Annotated in this window: 10 protein-coding genes and 4 tRNA genes; 6 read left to right on the top strand and 8 right to left on the bottom strand. The window is 59.4% G+C overall.

Features of this window, described 5'->3' with window-relative positions:
- The first annotated feature begins 1 nt into the window (after position 1).
- Positions 2-1,138, top strand: coding sequence for a catalase family protein (locus tag KW837_RS01300; RefSeq protein ID WP_218394244.1), 1,137 nt, complete (start codon positions 2-4; stop codon positions 1,136-1,138).
- 293 nt (positions 1,139-1,431) lie between these two features.
- Here KW837_RS01300 and KW837_RS01295 read toward each other — a convergent pair.
- The 4 genes from KW837_RS01295 to KW837_RS01280 all read right to left on the bottom strand — a co-directional run bounded on the left by KW837_RS01295 (position 1,432) and on the right by KW837_RS01280 (position 1,961).
- A tRNA-Asp gene (locus tag KW837_RS01295) sits at positions 1,432-1,508 on the bottom strand.
- 19 nt (positions 1,509-1,527) lie between these two features.
- Positions 1,528-1,603, bottom strand: a tRNA-Val gene (locus KW837_RS01290).
- A 187-nt stretch (positions 1,604-1,790) separates the two neighbouring features.
- Positions 1,791-1,867, bottom strand: a tRNA-Asp gene (locus tag KW837_RS01285).
- Positions 1,868-1,885: 18 nt separating this feature from the next.
- A tRNA-Val gene (locus KW837_RS01280) sits at positions 1,886-1,961 on the bottom strand.
- 160 nt (positions 1,962-2,121) lie between these two features.
- Here KW837_RS01280 and rdgC point away from each other — a divergent pair.
- From rdgC to sugE, 3 genes are all read left to right on the top strand, one after another.
- Positions 2,122-3,042, top strand: a complete 921-nt coding sequence (gene rdgC / locus KW837_RS01275) for a recombination-associated protein RdgC (protein WP_218394243.1) — start codon at positions 2,122-2,124, stop codon at positions 3,040-3,042.
- Positions 3,043-3,185: 143 nt separating this feature from the next.
- Positions 3,186-4,151 carry a bile acid:sodium symporter family protein gene (locus KW837_RS01270; protein WP_007898902.1) on the top strand — a complete coding sequence of 322 codons (966 nt, stop codon included), beginning with the start codon at positions 3,186-3,188 and terminating at the stop codon, positions 4,149-4,151.
- Positions 4,152-4,270: 119 nt separating this feature from the next.
- Entirely contained in the window at positions 4,271-4,585 is a 315-nt protein-coding gene (gene sugE / locus KW837_RS01265; protein WP_008071553.1) for a quaternary ammonium compound efflux SMR transporter SugE, read from the top strand.
- A 94-nt stretch (positions 4,586-4,679) separates the two neighbouring features.
- Here the strand turns inward: sugE and KW837_RS01260 are convergent, their stop codons facing one another.
- From KW837_RS01260 to KW837_RS01245, 4 genes are all read right to left on the bottom strand, one after another.
- Positions 4,680-6,554, bottom strand: coding sequence for an MFS transporter (locus KW837_RS01260; protein ID WP_218394242.1), 1,875 nt, complete (start codon positions 6,552-6,554; stop codon positions 4,680-4,682).
- A 112-nt stretch (positions 6,555-6,666) separates the two neighbouring features.
- Positions 6,667-7,818 carry a TDT family transporter gene (locus tag KW837_RS01255; protein ID WP_218394241.1) on the bottom strand — a complete coding sequence of 384 codons (1,152 nt, stop codon included), beginning with the start codon at positions 7,816-7,818 and terminating at the stop codon, positions 6,667-6,669.
- A 105-nt stretch (positions 7,819-7,923) separates the two neighbouring features.
- A complete protein-coding gene (locus tag KW837_RS01250) occupies positions 7,924-8,235 on the bottom strand; it encodes a cupin domain-containing protein (RefSeq protein ID WP_218394240.1) in 312 nt (103 codons plus the stop codon).
- Between the two features lie 42 nt (positions 8,236-8,277).
- Entirely contained in the window at positions 8,278-9,471 is a 1,194-nt protein-coding gene (locus tag KW837_RS01245; RefSeq protein ID WP_218394239.1) for an MFS transporter, read from the bottom strand.
- Between the two features lie 91 nt (positions 9,472-9,562).
- On the opposite strand from KW837_RS01245, the gene KW837_RS01240 reads away from it, so the two are divergent.
- Positions 9,563-10,102, top strand: coding sequence for a TetR/AcrR family transcriptional regulator (locus KW837_RS01240; RefSeq protein ID WP_218394238.1), 540 nt, complete (start codon positions 9,563-9,565; stop codon positions 10,100-10,102).
- Positions 10,103-10,352: 250 nt separating this feature from the next.
- Complete coding sequence (locus tag KW837_RS01235; RefSeq protein ID WP_218394237.1) at positions 10,353-13,823, top strand: PAS domain-containing hybrid sensor histidine kinase/response regulator; 3,471 nt, start codon at positions 10,353-10,355, stop codon at positions 13,821-13,823.
- The last annotated feature ends 1 nt before the right edge of the window (position 13,824 follow it).

Genomic DNA, 13,824 nt, shown 5'->3' with positions numbered 1-13,824 from the left:
CATGCTGATCACTCTCTGGTTGCGCCTGGGCGCCTTCCTCGGCAAAACCCTGCTGGTGTTGTTGGGTCTGGGCCTGCTCGGCTGGGCGCTGATCATGGCCTGGTCCGCCTGGCAGCATCGCGGCCCGGTATCGGCTGAAGAACTGATTCCGGACGGCGAAGCGGCAATGACCCAGGACATCATCCAGACGGCCGTGCGTATCGTCGATCAACACCGTGAAAGTACCCGCTACCTGCGCGATGCCCATGCCAAGGCCCATGGCTGCGTGAAGGCCGAGGTACAGGTGCTGCCGGATTTGACGGCGGAGTTACGTCAGGGCGTGTTCAGCGAACCGGGCAAAACCTGGCAAGCGACGATACGGCTGTCCAACGGCAATGCGTATCCGCAGTTCGATAGCATCCGCGATGCTCGGGGCATGGCCATCAAACTATTCGATGTGCCTGGTAAACAGTTGCTGAGTGACCGACAAGGGCACAGCGAACAGGACTTCGTGATGTTCAACCATCCGAACTTCTTTGTCAGCGATGTCGCTGAGTATCGTCAGAATGTGGCTGCTCAGGCTGATGGCAAAAAGGCGATGGCGTTCTTCCCGGGCTGGGACCCGCGCACGTGGCAAGTTCGCCATCTGTTTATTGCGCTGGCGACGCTCTCCCCTGCCCCGGAAAGCCCGACGCAGACCACTTACTTTTCGGTTTCGCCGTACAAGTTCGGTGAAGCTAACGCTAAATTCCGCGTGATGCCGGACCCTGATAGCTGCCCGGTCTACACGCTGCCCACGCAAAATCAAAACCTGCCGAATTTCCTGCGCAGCGCGCTGAACCAGCATCTGTCGACCGATCGGGTGCCGGCCTGTTTCGTTTTACAGATCCAGCGTCAGGATGCGGGCAAGTACATGCCGATCGAAGACACCAGTATCGAGTGGAACGAAAGCGACGCGCCCTTCGAAACTGTGGCCAGGATCAAGCTGCCTGCCCAGGATTTCGACACCCCGGCGCTGAACCTGCAATGCGACAACCTGTCGTTCAACCCATGGTTCGGGCTTGAAGCCCATAGGCCGATTGGCGGGATCAACCGGTTGCGCAAAGCGGTGTACGAGGCCGTCAGCGACTACCGGCACAGCCGTAACGCCGAACAATAGGCAAGACAGAAACGAAAAAAGCGACCCGAGCAGGGCAAGGCTGGTCGGGCGCAGATCAAACCTGTGGGAGCGGGCTTGCTCGCGAAGACGGCGGCACAGTCAATTATTGATGTTGCCTGATACACCGCTTTCGCGAGCAAGCCCGCTCCCACATGGATTGCGCTTAACTGGATCAGCCGAACAGGTCGCTTTTTCAGTGGATTCGCTACAAAGCCAAATCCCAGACAGCAAAAAGCCCGCATTAAGCGGGCTTTCTGTGGTGATCTGGCGTTCAGCGTTCCAGATACCGAATATGGCGCAGCGGACGGGACTCGAACCCGCGACCCCCGGCGTGACAGGCCGGTATTCTAACCGACTGAACTACCGCTGCGCGTAGCGTTGAAAGTAAGTGGTGGGTGATGACGGGATCGAACCGCCGACATTCTGCTTGTAAGGCAGACGCTCTCCCAGCTGAGCTAATCACCCTTTACCTTCGTTGCGGGGCGCATTGTGCCACAGATTTTCATAAAGTGTTGATTTAATTGATAAAAAATCAAAAAAATCTGAAAACCGGTAAAACGACACACCCTGCAGGAACTTCAGACAGAAAAAAACCCGCGTTAGCGGGCTTTTCCGTGGTGACCTGGCGTTCAGCGTTCCAGGTTACCGAATATGGCGCAGCGGACGGGACTCGAACCCGCGACCCCCGGCGTGACAGGCCGGTATTCTAACCGACTGAACTACCGCTGCGCGTAACACTAAAGCGAATGGTGGGTGATGACGGGATCGAACCGCCGACATTCTGCTTGTAAGGCAGACGCTCTCCCAGCTGAGCTAATCACCCTTCACTTTCGGTGTGGCGCGCATTCTACGGAGCGACCCAACCTCTGGCAAGCACTTTTTTAATTAATTTTCTCAGGCCTTCCAAAGGCTTAGAGAAGGGTTGGCCTATGGCACACGGAGGACAATAATGCCCCCCTTTGTATAAAGGAGAGACTCACCCCATGTGGTTCAAAAACCTGCTTATCTATCGCCTGACCCAAGATCTGCCTTTTGATGCCGAGGCGTTGGAAACTGCACTGGCCACCAAACTGGCGCGTCCATGTGCAAGCCAGGAGTTGACCACCTACGGTTTCGTCGCGCCATTCGGCAAGGGCGAAGACGCGCCGCTGGTGCACATCAGCGGCGACTTCCTGCTGATCGCCGCCCGTAAGGAAGAACGCATTCTGCCGGGCAGCGTCGTACGCGACGCGGTGAAGGAAAAGGTCGAAGAGATCGAAGCCGAACAAATGCGCAAGGTCTACAAAAAGGAACGCGATCAGATCAAGGATGAAATCATCCAGGCCTTTCTGCCCCGCGCCTTTATCCGCCGCTCGTCGACCTTCGCCGCCATCGCGCCGAAACAGGGCCTGATCCTGGTTAACTCGGCCAGCCCGAAACGAGCTGAAGACCTGCTCTCCACCCTGCGAGAAGTGATCGGCTCGCTGCCGGTGCGTCCGTTGACGGTGAAGATGTCGCCGACCGCCACCATGACCGAGTGGGTCACCACCCAGAAAGCCGCGAATGATTTCTTCGTGCTGGACGAGTGCGAACTGCGCGACACACACGAAGACGGCGGCATCGTGCGCTGCAAGCGTCAGGACCTGACCAGCGAAGAAATCCAGCTGCACCTGAGCACCGGCAAAGTGGTTACTCAACTGTCGCTGGCCTGGCAGGACAAACTGTCGTTCGTGCTTGACGACAAAATGGTGGTCAAGCGCCTGAAGTTCGAAGACCTGCTGCAAGATCAGGCAGAACAGGACGGTGGCGACGAAGCCTTGGGTCAACTGGACGCCAGCTTTACCCTGATGATGCTGACCTTCGGCGACTTCCTGCCGGCGATGGTTGAAGCGTTGGGTGGTGAAGAGATGCCACAGGGCATCTAAAAACGTTTGATGCCTACTGTGGGAGCGAGCCTGCTCGCGATAGCGGAGTTTCAGTCAACATCATTGTTGAATGTCAGCCCCTCATCGCGAGCAGGCTCGCTCCCACATTGGTTTTGTGATGCTACTTAAACAAGGATCAGGCCATGCGCGCACTGGCTGCATTGAGTCGTTTTGTCGGCAACACCTTCGCTTACTGGGTACTGATTTTCGCCGTCGTGGCGTTTGTGCAACCGACCTGGTTCATCGGTTTGAAAGGCGCCATCGTACCGCTGCTGGGTCTGGTGATGTTCGGCATGGGCCTGACCCTCAAGCTTGAAGACTTCGCCGAAGTCGCTCGCCATCCGTGGCGCGTGGCGCTGGGCGTGGTCGCTCATTTCGTGATCATGCCCGGTGTGGCGTGGTTACTCTGCCAGGTTTTCCACCTGCCGCCAGAGATCGCCGTCGGTGTGATTCTGGTCGGCTGCTGCCCAAGCGGCACCTCCTCGAACGTGATGACCTGGCTGGCGCGTGGCGATCTAGCGTTGTCGGTGGCCATTGCCGCCGTCACTACCCTCCTCGCTCCGCTGCTGACGCCAGCGCTGATCTGGCTACTGGCTTCGGCCTGGTTGCCGGTGTCGTTCATGGAGCTGTTCTGGTCGATCCTGCAAGTCGTGCTGCTGCCGATCGTGCTCGGCGTAGTTGCCCAGCGCGTACTCGGTGATCGGGTTCGTCACGCCGTAGACGTGTTGCCACTGGTGTCGGTGGTGAGCATCGTGATCATCGTCACTGCCGTGGTGGCCGCCAGCCAGGCGAAGATTGCCGAATCCGGCCTGCTGATCATGGCCGTGGTGATGTTGCACAACAGCTTCGGCTACTTGTTGGGTTACTTCACCGGGCGCCTGTTCAACCTGCCACTGGCCCAGCGCAAATCCCTGGCACTGGAAGTCGGCATGCAGAACTCCGGCTTGGGCGCGGCCTTGGCCAGTGCGCACTTCTCGCCGTTGGCAGCGGTGCCAAGCGCGTTGTTCAGCGTCTGGCACAACATTTCCGGAGCACTGCTCTCGACGTATTTCCGTCGTATGAGCGAGAAGGAAGACCGGCAAATCGCTGCTCAGCAGGCGGCGGATTAAGCCGCAAACTTGATCCTCGGATTAATGATGGGCACTCTATTGCGCAACGCGGGGACGACCTCGCGGCTCGATCGAATCATTAATCCGGGGACGACCCCATCCATCGATGGAGGTCTCTGATGTCCTGGATCATTCTGTTTCTCGCCGGCCTGTTCGAAGTCGGCTGGGCCGTCGGCCTGAAATACACCGACGGTTTCAGCCGCCCTCTTCCTACCGCACTGACCATTGCCGCCATGGCGATCAGCCTTGGCCTGCTGGGCCTTGCCATGAAGGAATTGCCGCTGGGCACGGCCTATGCGATCTGGACTGGCGTGGGTGCGGTGGGCACGGTAATCGCCGGGATCATTTTGTTTGGTGAGTCCATGGCGTTGTTTCGGCTGGCGAGTGTGGCGTTGATTATTGCCGGGTTGGTTGGGCTCAAGGTTAGCGCTTAGGCTACCGCTTTCGCGGGCAAGCCCGCTCCCACATTTGACCGCATTCCCAATGTGGGAGCGGGCTTGCTCGCGAAGAGGCCCGCAAAGTCACCGACTACCTTACCGCCCCACGCAATTCCCCCACCAACCCTTGCAATGTCGCCGGTTCAGCCGCTTCAACGGCCACCGCCGGGCCCGCCACCAAGGTCACCCGCGACCACAATCGACGGAACATCCCTTTATTCGGATCACGGCTGAAGAAACTCCCCCACAACCCCTGCAACGCCAGCGGAATCACCGGCACCGGCGTTTCTTCGAGAATCCGTGTCAGCCCGCCCTTGAACTCGTTGATCTCGCCATCGGCGGTCAACTTGCCTTCAGGGAAAATGCACACCAGTTCGCCGTCCTTCAGATACCGGGCGATGCGGGTGAAGGCTTTTTCGTAGATCTGAATGTCTTCCTGACGCCCGGCAATCGGAATCGTCCCCGCCGTGCGGAAGATGAAGTTCAGTACCGGCAGGTTGTAGATTTTGTAATACATCACAAAGCGAATCGGCCGACGCACCGCGCCGCCAATCAGCAACGCGTCGACGAACGAAACATGGTTGCAAACCAGCAATGCCGCGCCTTCATCGGGAATCAGCTCCAGGTTGCGATGCTCGACGCGGTACATGGAATGGCCGAGCAGCCAGATCATGAAGCGCATGCTGAACTCAGGGACGATTTTGAAGATGTAAGCATTGACGCCAATGTTCAGCAACGACACCACCAGGAATAGCTGCGGAATCGACAGCTTGGCGATGCTCAGCAAGACGATCGACACAATCGCCGACACCACCATGAACAGGGCGTTAAGAATGTTGTTGGCGGCGATCACCCGCGCCCGTTCGTTCTCGACAGTACGCGACTGGATCAGCGCATACAGTGGCACGATGTAAAAGCCGCCAAAGATCCCAAGCCCAAGAATGTCGATCAACACCAGCCAGGCGTGGCCAAACCCCAGGACTTCGATCCAGCCATGACCGGCAACGCTGTCTGGAATCGCGCCGGAATGCCACCACAGCAACAGGCCAAACACCGTCAGACCGAATGAGCCAAACGGCACCAGACCGATCTCGACTTTGCGTCCGGAGAGTTTCTCGCAGAGCATCGAACCCAGTGCGATACCGACCGAGAACACGGTAAGAATCAGCGTTACCACAGTCTCGTCGCCGTGCATCCATTCCTTGGCATACGCCGGGATCTGCGTCAGATAAATCGCCCCGACAAACCAGAACCATGAGTTGCCGACGATCGAACGCGATACTGCCGGGGTTTGCCCCAGGCCCAACTTCAAGGTAGCCCAGGACTGGCTGAAAATGTTCCAGTTCAAACGCATTTCCGGCGATGCCGCGGCAGCCCGGGGAATGCTGCGGCTGGCCAGGTAACCGAGCACGGCGATACCGATGATTGCCGTGGACACGACCGGCGCGTAGTTGTTGGCCGACATCATGATCCCGGCGCCAATGGTTCCGGCGAGAATCGCCAGGAAGGTGCCCATTTCCACCAGACCGTTGCCGCCCACCAACTCCTCTTCGCGCAACGCCTGCGGCAGGATCGAGTACTTCACCGGCCCGAACAGCGCCGAATGGGTGCCCATGGCAAACAACGCGACCAGCATCAGCGACAGGTGATCGAACATGAAACCGACCGCACCCACCGTCATGATCACGATTTCCCCGAGCTTGATCAGACGGATCAGTGCGTCCTTGGCAAACTTTTCCCCGAACTGCCCCGCCAGAGCCGAGAACAGGAAAAACGGCAAGATAAACAGCAACGCACACAGGTTGACCCAAATCGAACGGTCACCCTCGATGGTCAGCCGGTACAAAATGGCGAGGATCAACGACTGCTTGAAAATGTTGTCGTTGAAGGCCCCCAGCGACTGCGTGACAAAAAACGGCAGGAAGCGCCGAGTGCGAAGCAAGGTGAACTGCGAGGGGTGACTCATCTTCCATGTGTCCCTGATGTTGGGTAGCTGATGTTGGATAAAAAGTGGCGTGGCAATTGTTATTGGAATGTCGAGCGTCGATCCAGGCCACAGATTACCCAATCTTTGCCGGTTATTTGTTTAATCCTGCAATGCACGGCGAAACAAACAACTCACCTCGCCATGCGCCCTGCACCGTGCGTTTGGCAACAATCAGCCACATCACCGCCAGCAACGCCACCAGTACACAGCCAAAGACACTGAAAAACGTCAGGTGCAACGTGCTCGCCAGGTTCAACGTCGCCAAAGAATAGACGCCCAACGGGAAAGTGAAGCCCCACCAGCCGAGGTTGAACGGGATACCGGCGCGCAAGTAACGCACAGTGATCAACAGCGCAATCAGCATCCACCAGAGCCCGAAGCCCCACAGCGTGATGCCGGCCACCAAGCCAAGCCCTGCGGCGATCTCGCCGATACCCGGCAAACCGTTGGCGGCAAAGATCGCTGGCGCGTCGGCACCCAACAGCAACATGCCCAGCGCACCGGTGCCAATCGGCCCAAGGGCCAGCCAGCTTGAGGCGGCCATGTTTTCGTGGGGCAATTTATGCAACGCCATGCGCAGCAACAGGATGGTCAGAATGCTGAACGCCACCGGCAGGGAAAAGGCCCAGAGCACGTAGCTGGTCACCAACACCACCAGTTGTGAATGAGCATCGGCCAGATGCGGCGCCAGCAAGCCGCCGCTGGCAGCCGCCACTTCCGCCGCCACCACCGGCAACAGCCAGACCGCGGTCATCTGGTCGATGCTGTGCTCCTGACGGGTGAACATCATGTAGGGAATCAATACGCCGCAGGCCAGCGACATGGCCACGTCCAGCCACCAGAGCACTTCGGCGAGATGAATCACACCGTCACCCCAGCGCGGCAAACCGAACAGCAGGAAGCCGTTGATGATGGTCGCCAGGCCCATGGGAATGGTGCCGAAAAACATCGAAACCGTGGAGTGCCCGAAAATCCGCCGCGCCTCGTCGAAGAACATGACCCAACGCGCGGCATACATGGCCGTGAACATGACAAACAGGACAATGTTGAACAGCCACAGGCCTTCGGCAAACGCATGCAGACCGGGATTCGCCACCGGCAGTTGCGCAAGCGCGAGCGCCAATACACCGGTGCCCATGGTCGCTGCGAACCAGTTGGGGGTGAATTGGCGGATGGCTTCTCGAGGGTGCTGCAAATGACTGAGTGGTTTGATACCGGGTTTAACGCTATGGGTGCAGGTCATGGTGAACTCCTGTCCTCTCGTGAGGTGGGAGTTCATGGTAGATCCGAATAGAATATCGATATAACGGGTAATATCTCTAACTGTTATCTGTTTTGCAGATATACATCAGACGCTGCCTTCCGTCTCGATCACCAATATCCGCGCCACACCCAGCGGATGAGCCACATGCTCGGTGCCCACCGAGGCATAAAAGATATCGCCGACTTCGAGTAGCGTTTCCTTCTCCTGGCCTTCGTCGCGATAACGCATCTGCACCTGCCCATCGAGCACCACGAACACTTCCTGACCGTCGTTGATATGCCACTTATAGGGCTGATCGGTCCAGTGCAAACGAGTGGTGATGCCATTCATGTTGGCAATGTCCAGCGCCGCCCAGGCGCGGTCACCAGTGAAGGATTTGCTGCGGATGATCTTCATGGGTCGGTCCGTCGAAATGAATGGCGGTGCCAAGGCTAACGGTCATCGAACATCGACGCCACAGACTTTGACAGTCTGCACACGCATCAACCCGACCAGCGCACCGAGCGACAGTATGATCAGCACCGCACCATAACCATCGGTGGTTGCCACCAGGCCAAAGGCCCGCGTCAGACCGCCAGCCAGCAACGACGGCAAGCAGAACGCCAGGTAACTGAGTGCGTAAAACGCCGACATCAAACCCGCCCGCTCATGAGGCAAGGCCAGCGGCACGATGCTTCGCAGGGCACCCAGGAAACCCGCGCCAAAACCGCCGCCCGCCACCAGAGTGCCGAAGAAAAACAACGGCAGGCTGGCGCTGTTTACCGCTAGCAGAATCAGCGCAACGCCCGCAGGCAGCAGGCTCGCGCCCAACAGCAAGACTTTGTCGGCCGGCCGATTGCGCAAGGTGTAGATCATCAATGCGCCGGTCACTGTCAACACGGCCACCGTAGCCCCACCAATCAGATTCGAGGTGGACCCGGTGGCGGTCCGCACCAGAGAAGGCGCCAGAGAAGCGAAAAAACCACCGAGCGCCCACACCGCCAGATCTATCGGCAGCACCCGCCATAGCATACGCCGCGCCTGAATCGGCACATGCAGGGTCGGGCGTAGCGAGGCCCAGGCACCCGATTGCCGTGTGACGCTTTCCGGCAGGCGCCAGACGTACAGCGCTTGCATCACAAACAGCGCGAACAGCACCCAATAGGTCAACTGCAGCGGCAGCGGCGCAAACTCGGCCAACACGCCGCAACCCATGGCACCCAGCGCCATGCCCAGCAACGGCGCGACGCTATTGACCATCGGCCCTTGCTGACGGTCAGTGTCCAGCAGCGCCGCACTTAAAACGGCGGTGGCCATGCCCGTGGCAAAACCCTGCAGGACCCGCGCACTGATCAGCCAGGCAACGCTGTCGGCGTTGATAAACAGCAACATCGCCAGCATGTTCAGCAATACGGCGGTGAAAATCACCGGTTTGCGCCCCAGATAATCCGAGAGCGAACCGACCGTGAGCAGCGCCGCCAGCAAGCTGAGGGCGTAGACGCCGAAAATCAGGGTCAGGGTCGCTGCCGAGAACCGCAGGTGTTCTTGATACAAGTGATACAACGGCGTTGGCGCGGTGGAAGCGGCGAGAAAACTGAGTAAGGTGATCGCCAGAAACCACAGGCTGGAACGGTTTGACGTGAGACGGGACATAGGCACACTCCGCAAAAGCTAACTTTTTGCTTTTGCGGAGTGTGCTACCGACTAACGCTTAAAGCAAATTCTTTGTGTTAAGGTCCGCCGTATGGCTATTAAAGAAGGTTTACGCCCAGGTGGTCGTAGCGCCAGGGTCCAAGAGTCGATTCATTCGGCAGTCCGCGCACTCCTCGAAGAACAGGATCGCGCCAGCGTGACGGTGCCGCAAATCGCTGCCCGGGCCGGGGTGACTCCGTCGACTATTTACCGGCGCTGGGGTGATCTGTCGGCGCTATTGGCCGACGTCGCCCTCGCCCGCATGCGCCCCGACAGCGAACCGGCCAACACCGGCAGCCTGCGCGGTGACGTGCTGGCCTGGGCGGAGCAGTATCTGGACGAGATGAGTTCCGAACCCGGGCGCAACATGATGCGCGACGTACAATCCAGCGCCACACCAGGCTATTGCGTGACGATCATTGGTGCGCAGTTGCAGACGATTCTGGATCGCTATCCCGATCAGCCGAAGCCGGGTGTCGATCGGCTGATCAATATGGTGGTGGCGCCGACGGTGTTTCGCATCTTGTTTTCAGCGCAGGCGCTGGAGGTTGAAGAGTTGCATCGGTTAATCGATATTGCGTTGAGTCAGTGAGGCCGCCTTCGCGAGCAAGCCCGCTCCCACACTGGATTGAGGGTGCCCACATATTTTGTGTTCACTGACGATCGAGTGTGGGAGCGGGCTTGCTCGCGAAGAGGCCCCCAAACACACCAAAAATCGAACTGACTCCCAACCTGCGACACCCCGCCACGTCACGACCTTGGTCGACACTGACTAACTCAAGCGGTCATGCGAGACTGTCCTGACCGGGCGGAGCCCCGGAGGTCTTTTGTCTGGAGTTCCCATGTCGCTGTCCATCGGACTGATCGCCACCGTCGCCCTGGCCTATATGGCCATCCTGTTCGCTATCGCCTTTTACGGTGATCGGCGCAGCACGCCGTTGCCGCCACGGATGCGTGCCTGGGTGTACAGCCTGTCGCTGGCCGTTTACTGCACCAGTTGGACATTCTTTGGTGCCGTGGGCCAGGCGGCCGAGCAACTCTGGTCATTCCTGCCGATCTACCTCGGGCCGATCCTGCTGCTGGTGTGCGCGCCGTGGGTCCTGCAAAAAATGGTGATGATCAGCAAGCAGGAGAACATCACCTCCATCGCCGACTTCATTGCCGCCCGCTACGGCAAATCCCAGTCGCTGGCGGTGGTGGTGGCGCTGATCTGTCTGGTCGGCGTGCTGCCGTACATCGCCTTGCAGCTCAAGGGCATCGTGTTGGGCGTGAACCTGCTGATCGGCGCCGGTGCCGACGCCATGGGCACGCGCGCGCAAGACACGGCGCTGATCGTATCCCTGGTGCTGGCGCTGTTCACTATTGTTTTCGGTACCCGCAACCTCGACGCCACGGAACACCACCGCGGCATGGTGCTGGCGATTGCTTTTGAGTCGCTGGTCAAGCTGTTCGCTTTTCTCGCAGTCGGCGCGTTCGTGACCTACGGCCTGTACGACGGTTTCGACGACTTGTTCGACCAGGCCATGCTCGCCCCGCGCCTCGAAGCGTACTGGAAAGAAACCATCAACTGGCCGTCCATGGTGGTGCAAACCGGCGTGGCGATGATGGCGATCATCTGCCTGCCCCGGCAATTCCACGTGACCGTGGTGGAAAACATCGACCCCCAGGATCTGCGTTTGGCCAAGTGGGTGTTCCCTGTCTATCTGGCGCTGGCGGCGTTGTTTGTGGTGCCGATCGCGCTGGCCGGTCAGATGCTGCTGCCCAGTTCGGTGCTGCCGGACTCATTCGTCATCAGCCTGCCTCTGGCCCAATCTCACCCTGCCCTGGCGATGCTGGCGTTTATCGGCGGCGCTTCGGCGGCGACCGGTATGGTGATCGTGGCCAGCGTGGCGCTGTCGACCATGCTTTCCAACGACCTGTTGCTGCCGTGGTTGCTGCGACGTAACAACGCCGAGCGCCCATTCGAAGTGTTCCGCCAGTGGATGCTTTCGGTACGCCGGGTGAGCATCGTGGTCATTCTGCTGTTGGCCTACGTCAGTTATCGCCTGCTGGGCTCCACCGCGAGCCTGGCAACCATCGGCCAGATCGCCTTCGCCGCCGTGACCCAACTGGCCCCGGCCATGCTTGGCGCGCTGTACTGGAAACAGGCTAACCGTCGTGGGGTGTTTGCCGGGCTGGCCGCCGGCACGTTCCTCTGGTTCTACACGTTGGTGTTGCCGATCGCCGCCAACAGTCTTGGCTTGCCCTTGAGCAGTTTTCCAGGCCTGGCCTGGCTGCAAGGCAACCCGTTGAACCTGCCGATCACACCGCTGACTCAAGGCGTGGTGCTGTCCCTGGCGGGCAACTTCACCTTGTTCACCTGGGTCTCGCTACTGTCACGCACGCGGGTTTCGGAGCACTGGCAGGCCGGCCGCTTCATCGGCCAGGAAATCAGCGCGCGACCCAACGCCCGCTCAATGCTGGCAGTACAGATCAACGACTTGCTGCAACTGGCTGCCCGTTTTGTCGGCGAAGAACGCGCTCGTCAGAGTTTCATCCGTTTCGCCTACCGTCAGGGCAAAGGCTTCAACCCGAACCAGAATGCTGACGGTGAATGGATCGCCCATACCGAACGCTTGCTGGCCGGCGTACTCGGCGCATCTTCGACCCGGGCGGTGGTAAAAGCCGCCATCGAAGGCCGGGAAATGCAGCTCGAGGATGTCGTGCGGATCGCCGACGAAACCTCGGAAGTGCTGCAATTCAACCGCGCCCTGCTGCAAGGCGCCATCGAGAACATCACCCAAGGTATCAGCGTGGTCGACCAGTCGTTGAAACTGGTGGCCTGGAACCGGCGCTACCTTGAACTGTTCAATTACCCCGACGGTTTGATCAGCGTTGGCCGGCCGATTGCCGACATCATTCGCTACAACGCCGAGCGCGGTCTGTGCGGCCCCGGCGAAGCGCAAGTGCACGTCGCCCGTCGCTTGCACTGGATGCGTCAGGGTCGGGCCCATACCTCCGAACGGTTGTTCCCCAATGGTCGAGTGATCGAGCTGATCGGTAACCCGATGCCCGGCGGCGGTTTCGTCATGAGCTTCACCGACATCACCGCATTCCGCGAGGCCGAACAGGCGCTGACCGAAGCGAACGAAGGCCTCGAGCAACGGGTCATCGAACGGACCCACGAATTGTCGCAACTCAACGTTGCCCTGACCGAAGCCAAGGGTACCGCCGAATCGGCGAACCAGTCGAAAACCCGTTTCCTGGCCGCCGTCAGCCATGACTTGATGCAACCGCTGAATGCTGCACGGCTGTTCTCTGCCGCCCTCTCCCACCAGGAAGAAAATTTATCCAGTGAAGCCCGCAAGCTGGTTCATCATCTGGACAGTTCGCTACGCTCGGCCGAGGACCTGATCAGCGACCTGTTGGACATTTCCCGCCTGGAAAATGGCAAGATCAACCCTGATCGTAAGCCCTTCGAGCTCAATGATTTATTCCATACGCTGGGCGCCGAGTTCAAGGCTCTGGCGCAGGAACAGGGGCTGAAATTTCGCGTCAGGGGCAGCGCGCTGCGGGTCGATAGCGACATCAAACTGCTGCGACGGATTTTGCAGAACTTCCTGACCAACGCCTTCCGCTACGCCAAAGGGCCGGTGCTGCTCGGCGTTCGGCGGCGCAACGGCGAGCTATGCCTTGAGGTCTGGGACCGTGGACCGGGTATTCCAGAAGACAAACTGCAGGTGATTTTCGAAGAATTCAAACGCCTCGACAGCCACCAGACCCGGGCCGAGAAAGGTCTGGGCCTGGGCCTGGCGATTGCCGATGGGCTGTGTCGCGTGCTGGGTCACACCTTGCGCGTGCGTTCCTGGCCGGGTCGCGGCAGTGTGTTCAGTGTCAGCGTACCGCTGGCTCGGGTACAAGCCGCGACGCCGGCCAAAGTGGCCGAACTCAATGGCCATTTGCTCAGCGGCGCGCAGGTGCTGTGTATCGATAACGAAGACAGCATCCTGATCGGCATGAACAGTTTGCTGACGCGCTGGGGTTGTCAGGTCTGGACCGCGCGCAACCGTGAGGAATGCGCGACGCTGCTCGGCGATGGCATGCGCCCGCAACTGGCGCTGGTGGATTACCATCTGGATGATGGCGAGACCGGGACCGAGTTGATGGCCTGGTTACGCACGCAACTGGGCGAGCCGGTGCCTGGGGTGGTGATCAGTGCCGATGGACGGCCGGAGACGGTGGCCCAGGTGCATGCAGCGGGCCTGGATTACCTGGCCAAACCGGTGAAACCGGCGGCGTTGCGGGCGTTGTTGAGTCGGCATTTGCCGTTGTAGT

This window comes from Pseudomonas sp. PDM24 (assembly GCF_019218905.1).
Taxonomy (GTDB): Bacteria; Pseudomonadota; Gammaproteobacteria; order Pseudomonadales; family Pseudomonadaceae; genus Aquipseudomonas.
This window is presented reverse-complemented; position numbering and strand designations above follow the sequence as displayed.

Excerpts from the sequence above, each read along its gene's own strand:
- KW837_RS01250 (WP_218394240.1), bottom strand. The coding sequence starts at position 8,235 with ATGAAGATCATCCGCAGCAAATCCTTCACTGGTGACCGCGCCTGGGCG.
- KW837_RS01240 (WP_218394238.1), top strand. The coding sequence starts at position 9,563 with ATGGCTATTAAAGAAGGTTTACGCCCAGGTGGTCGTAGCGCCAGGGTC.
- KW837_RS01255 (WP_218394241.1), bottom strand. The coding sequence starts at position 7,818 with ATGACCTGCACCCATAGCGTTAAACCCGGTATCAAACCACTCAGTCAT.
- KW837_RS01300 (WP_218394244.1), top strand. The coding sequence starts at position 2 with ATGCTGATCACTCTCTGGTTGCGCCTGGGCGCCTTCCTCGGCAAAACC.
- KW837_RS01235 (WP_218394237.1), top strand. The coding sequence starts at position 10,353 with ATGTCGCTGTCCATCGGACTGATCGCCACCGTCGCCCTGGCCTATATG.
- rdgC (WP_218394243.1), top strand. The coding sequence starts at position 2,122 with ATGTGGTTCAAAAACCTGCTTATCTATCGCCTGACCCAAGATCTGCCT.
- KW837_RS01260 (WP_218394242.1), bottom strand. The coding sequence starts at position 6,554 with ATGAGTCACCCCTCGCAGTTCACCTTGCTTCGCACTCGGCGCTTCCTG.
- KW837_RS01245 (WP_218394239.1), bottom strand. The coding sequence starts at position 9,471 with ATGTCCCGTCTCACGTCAAACCGTTCCAGCCTGTGGTTTCTGGCGATC.
- sugE (WP_008071553.1), top strand. The coding sequence starts at position 4,271 with ATGTCCTGGATCATTCTGTTTCTCGCCGGCCTGTTCGAAGTCGGCTGG.
- KW837_RS01270 (WP_007898902.1), top strand. The coding sequence starts at position 3,186 with ATGCGCGCACTGGCTGCATTGAGTCGTTTTGTCGGCAACACCTTCGCT.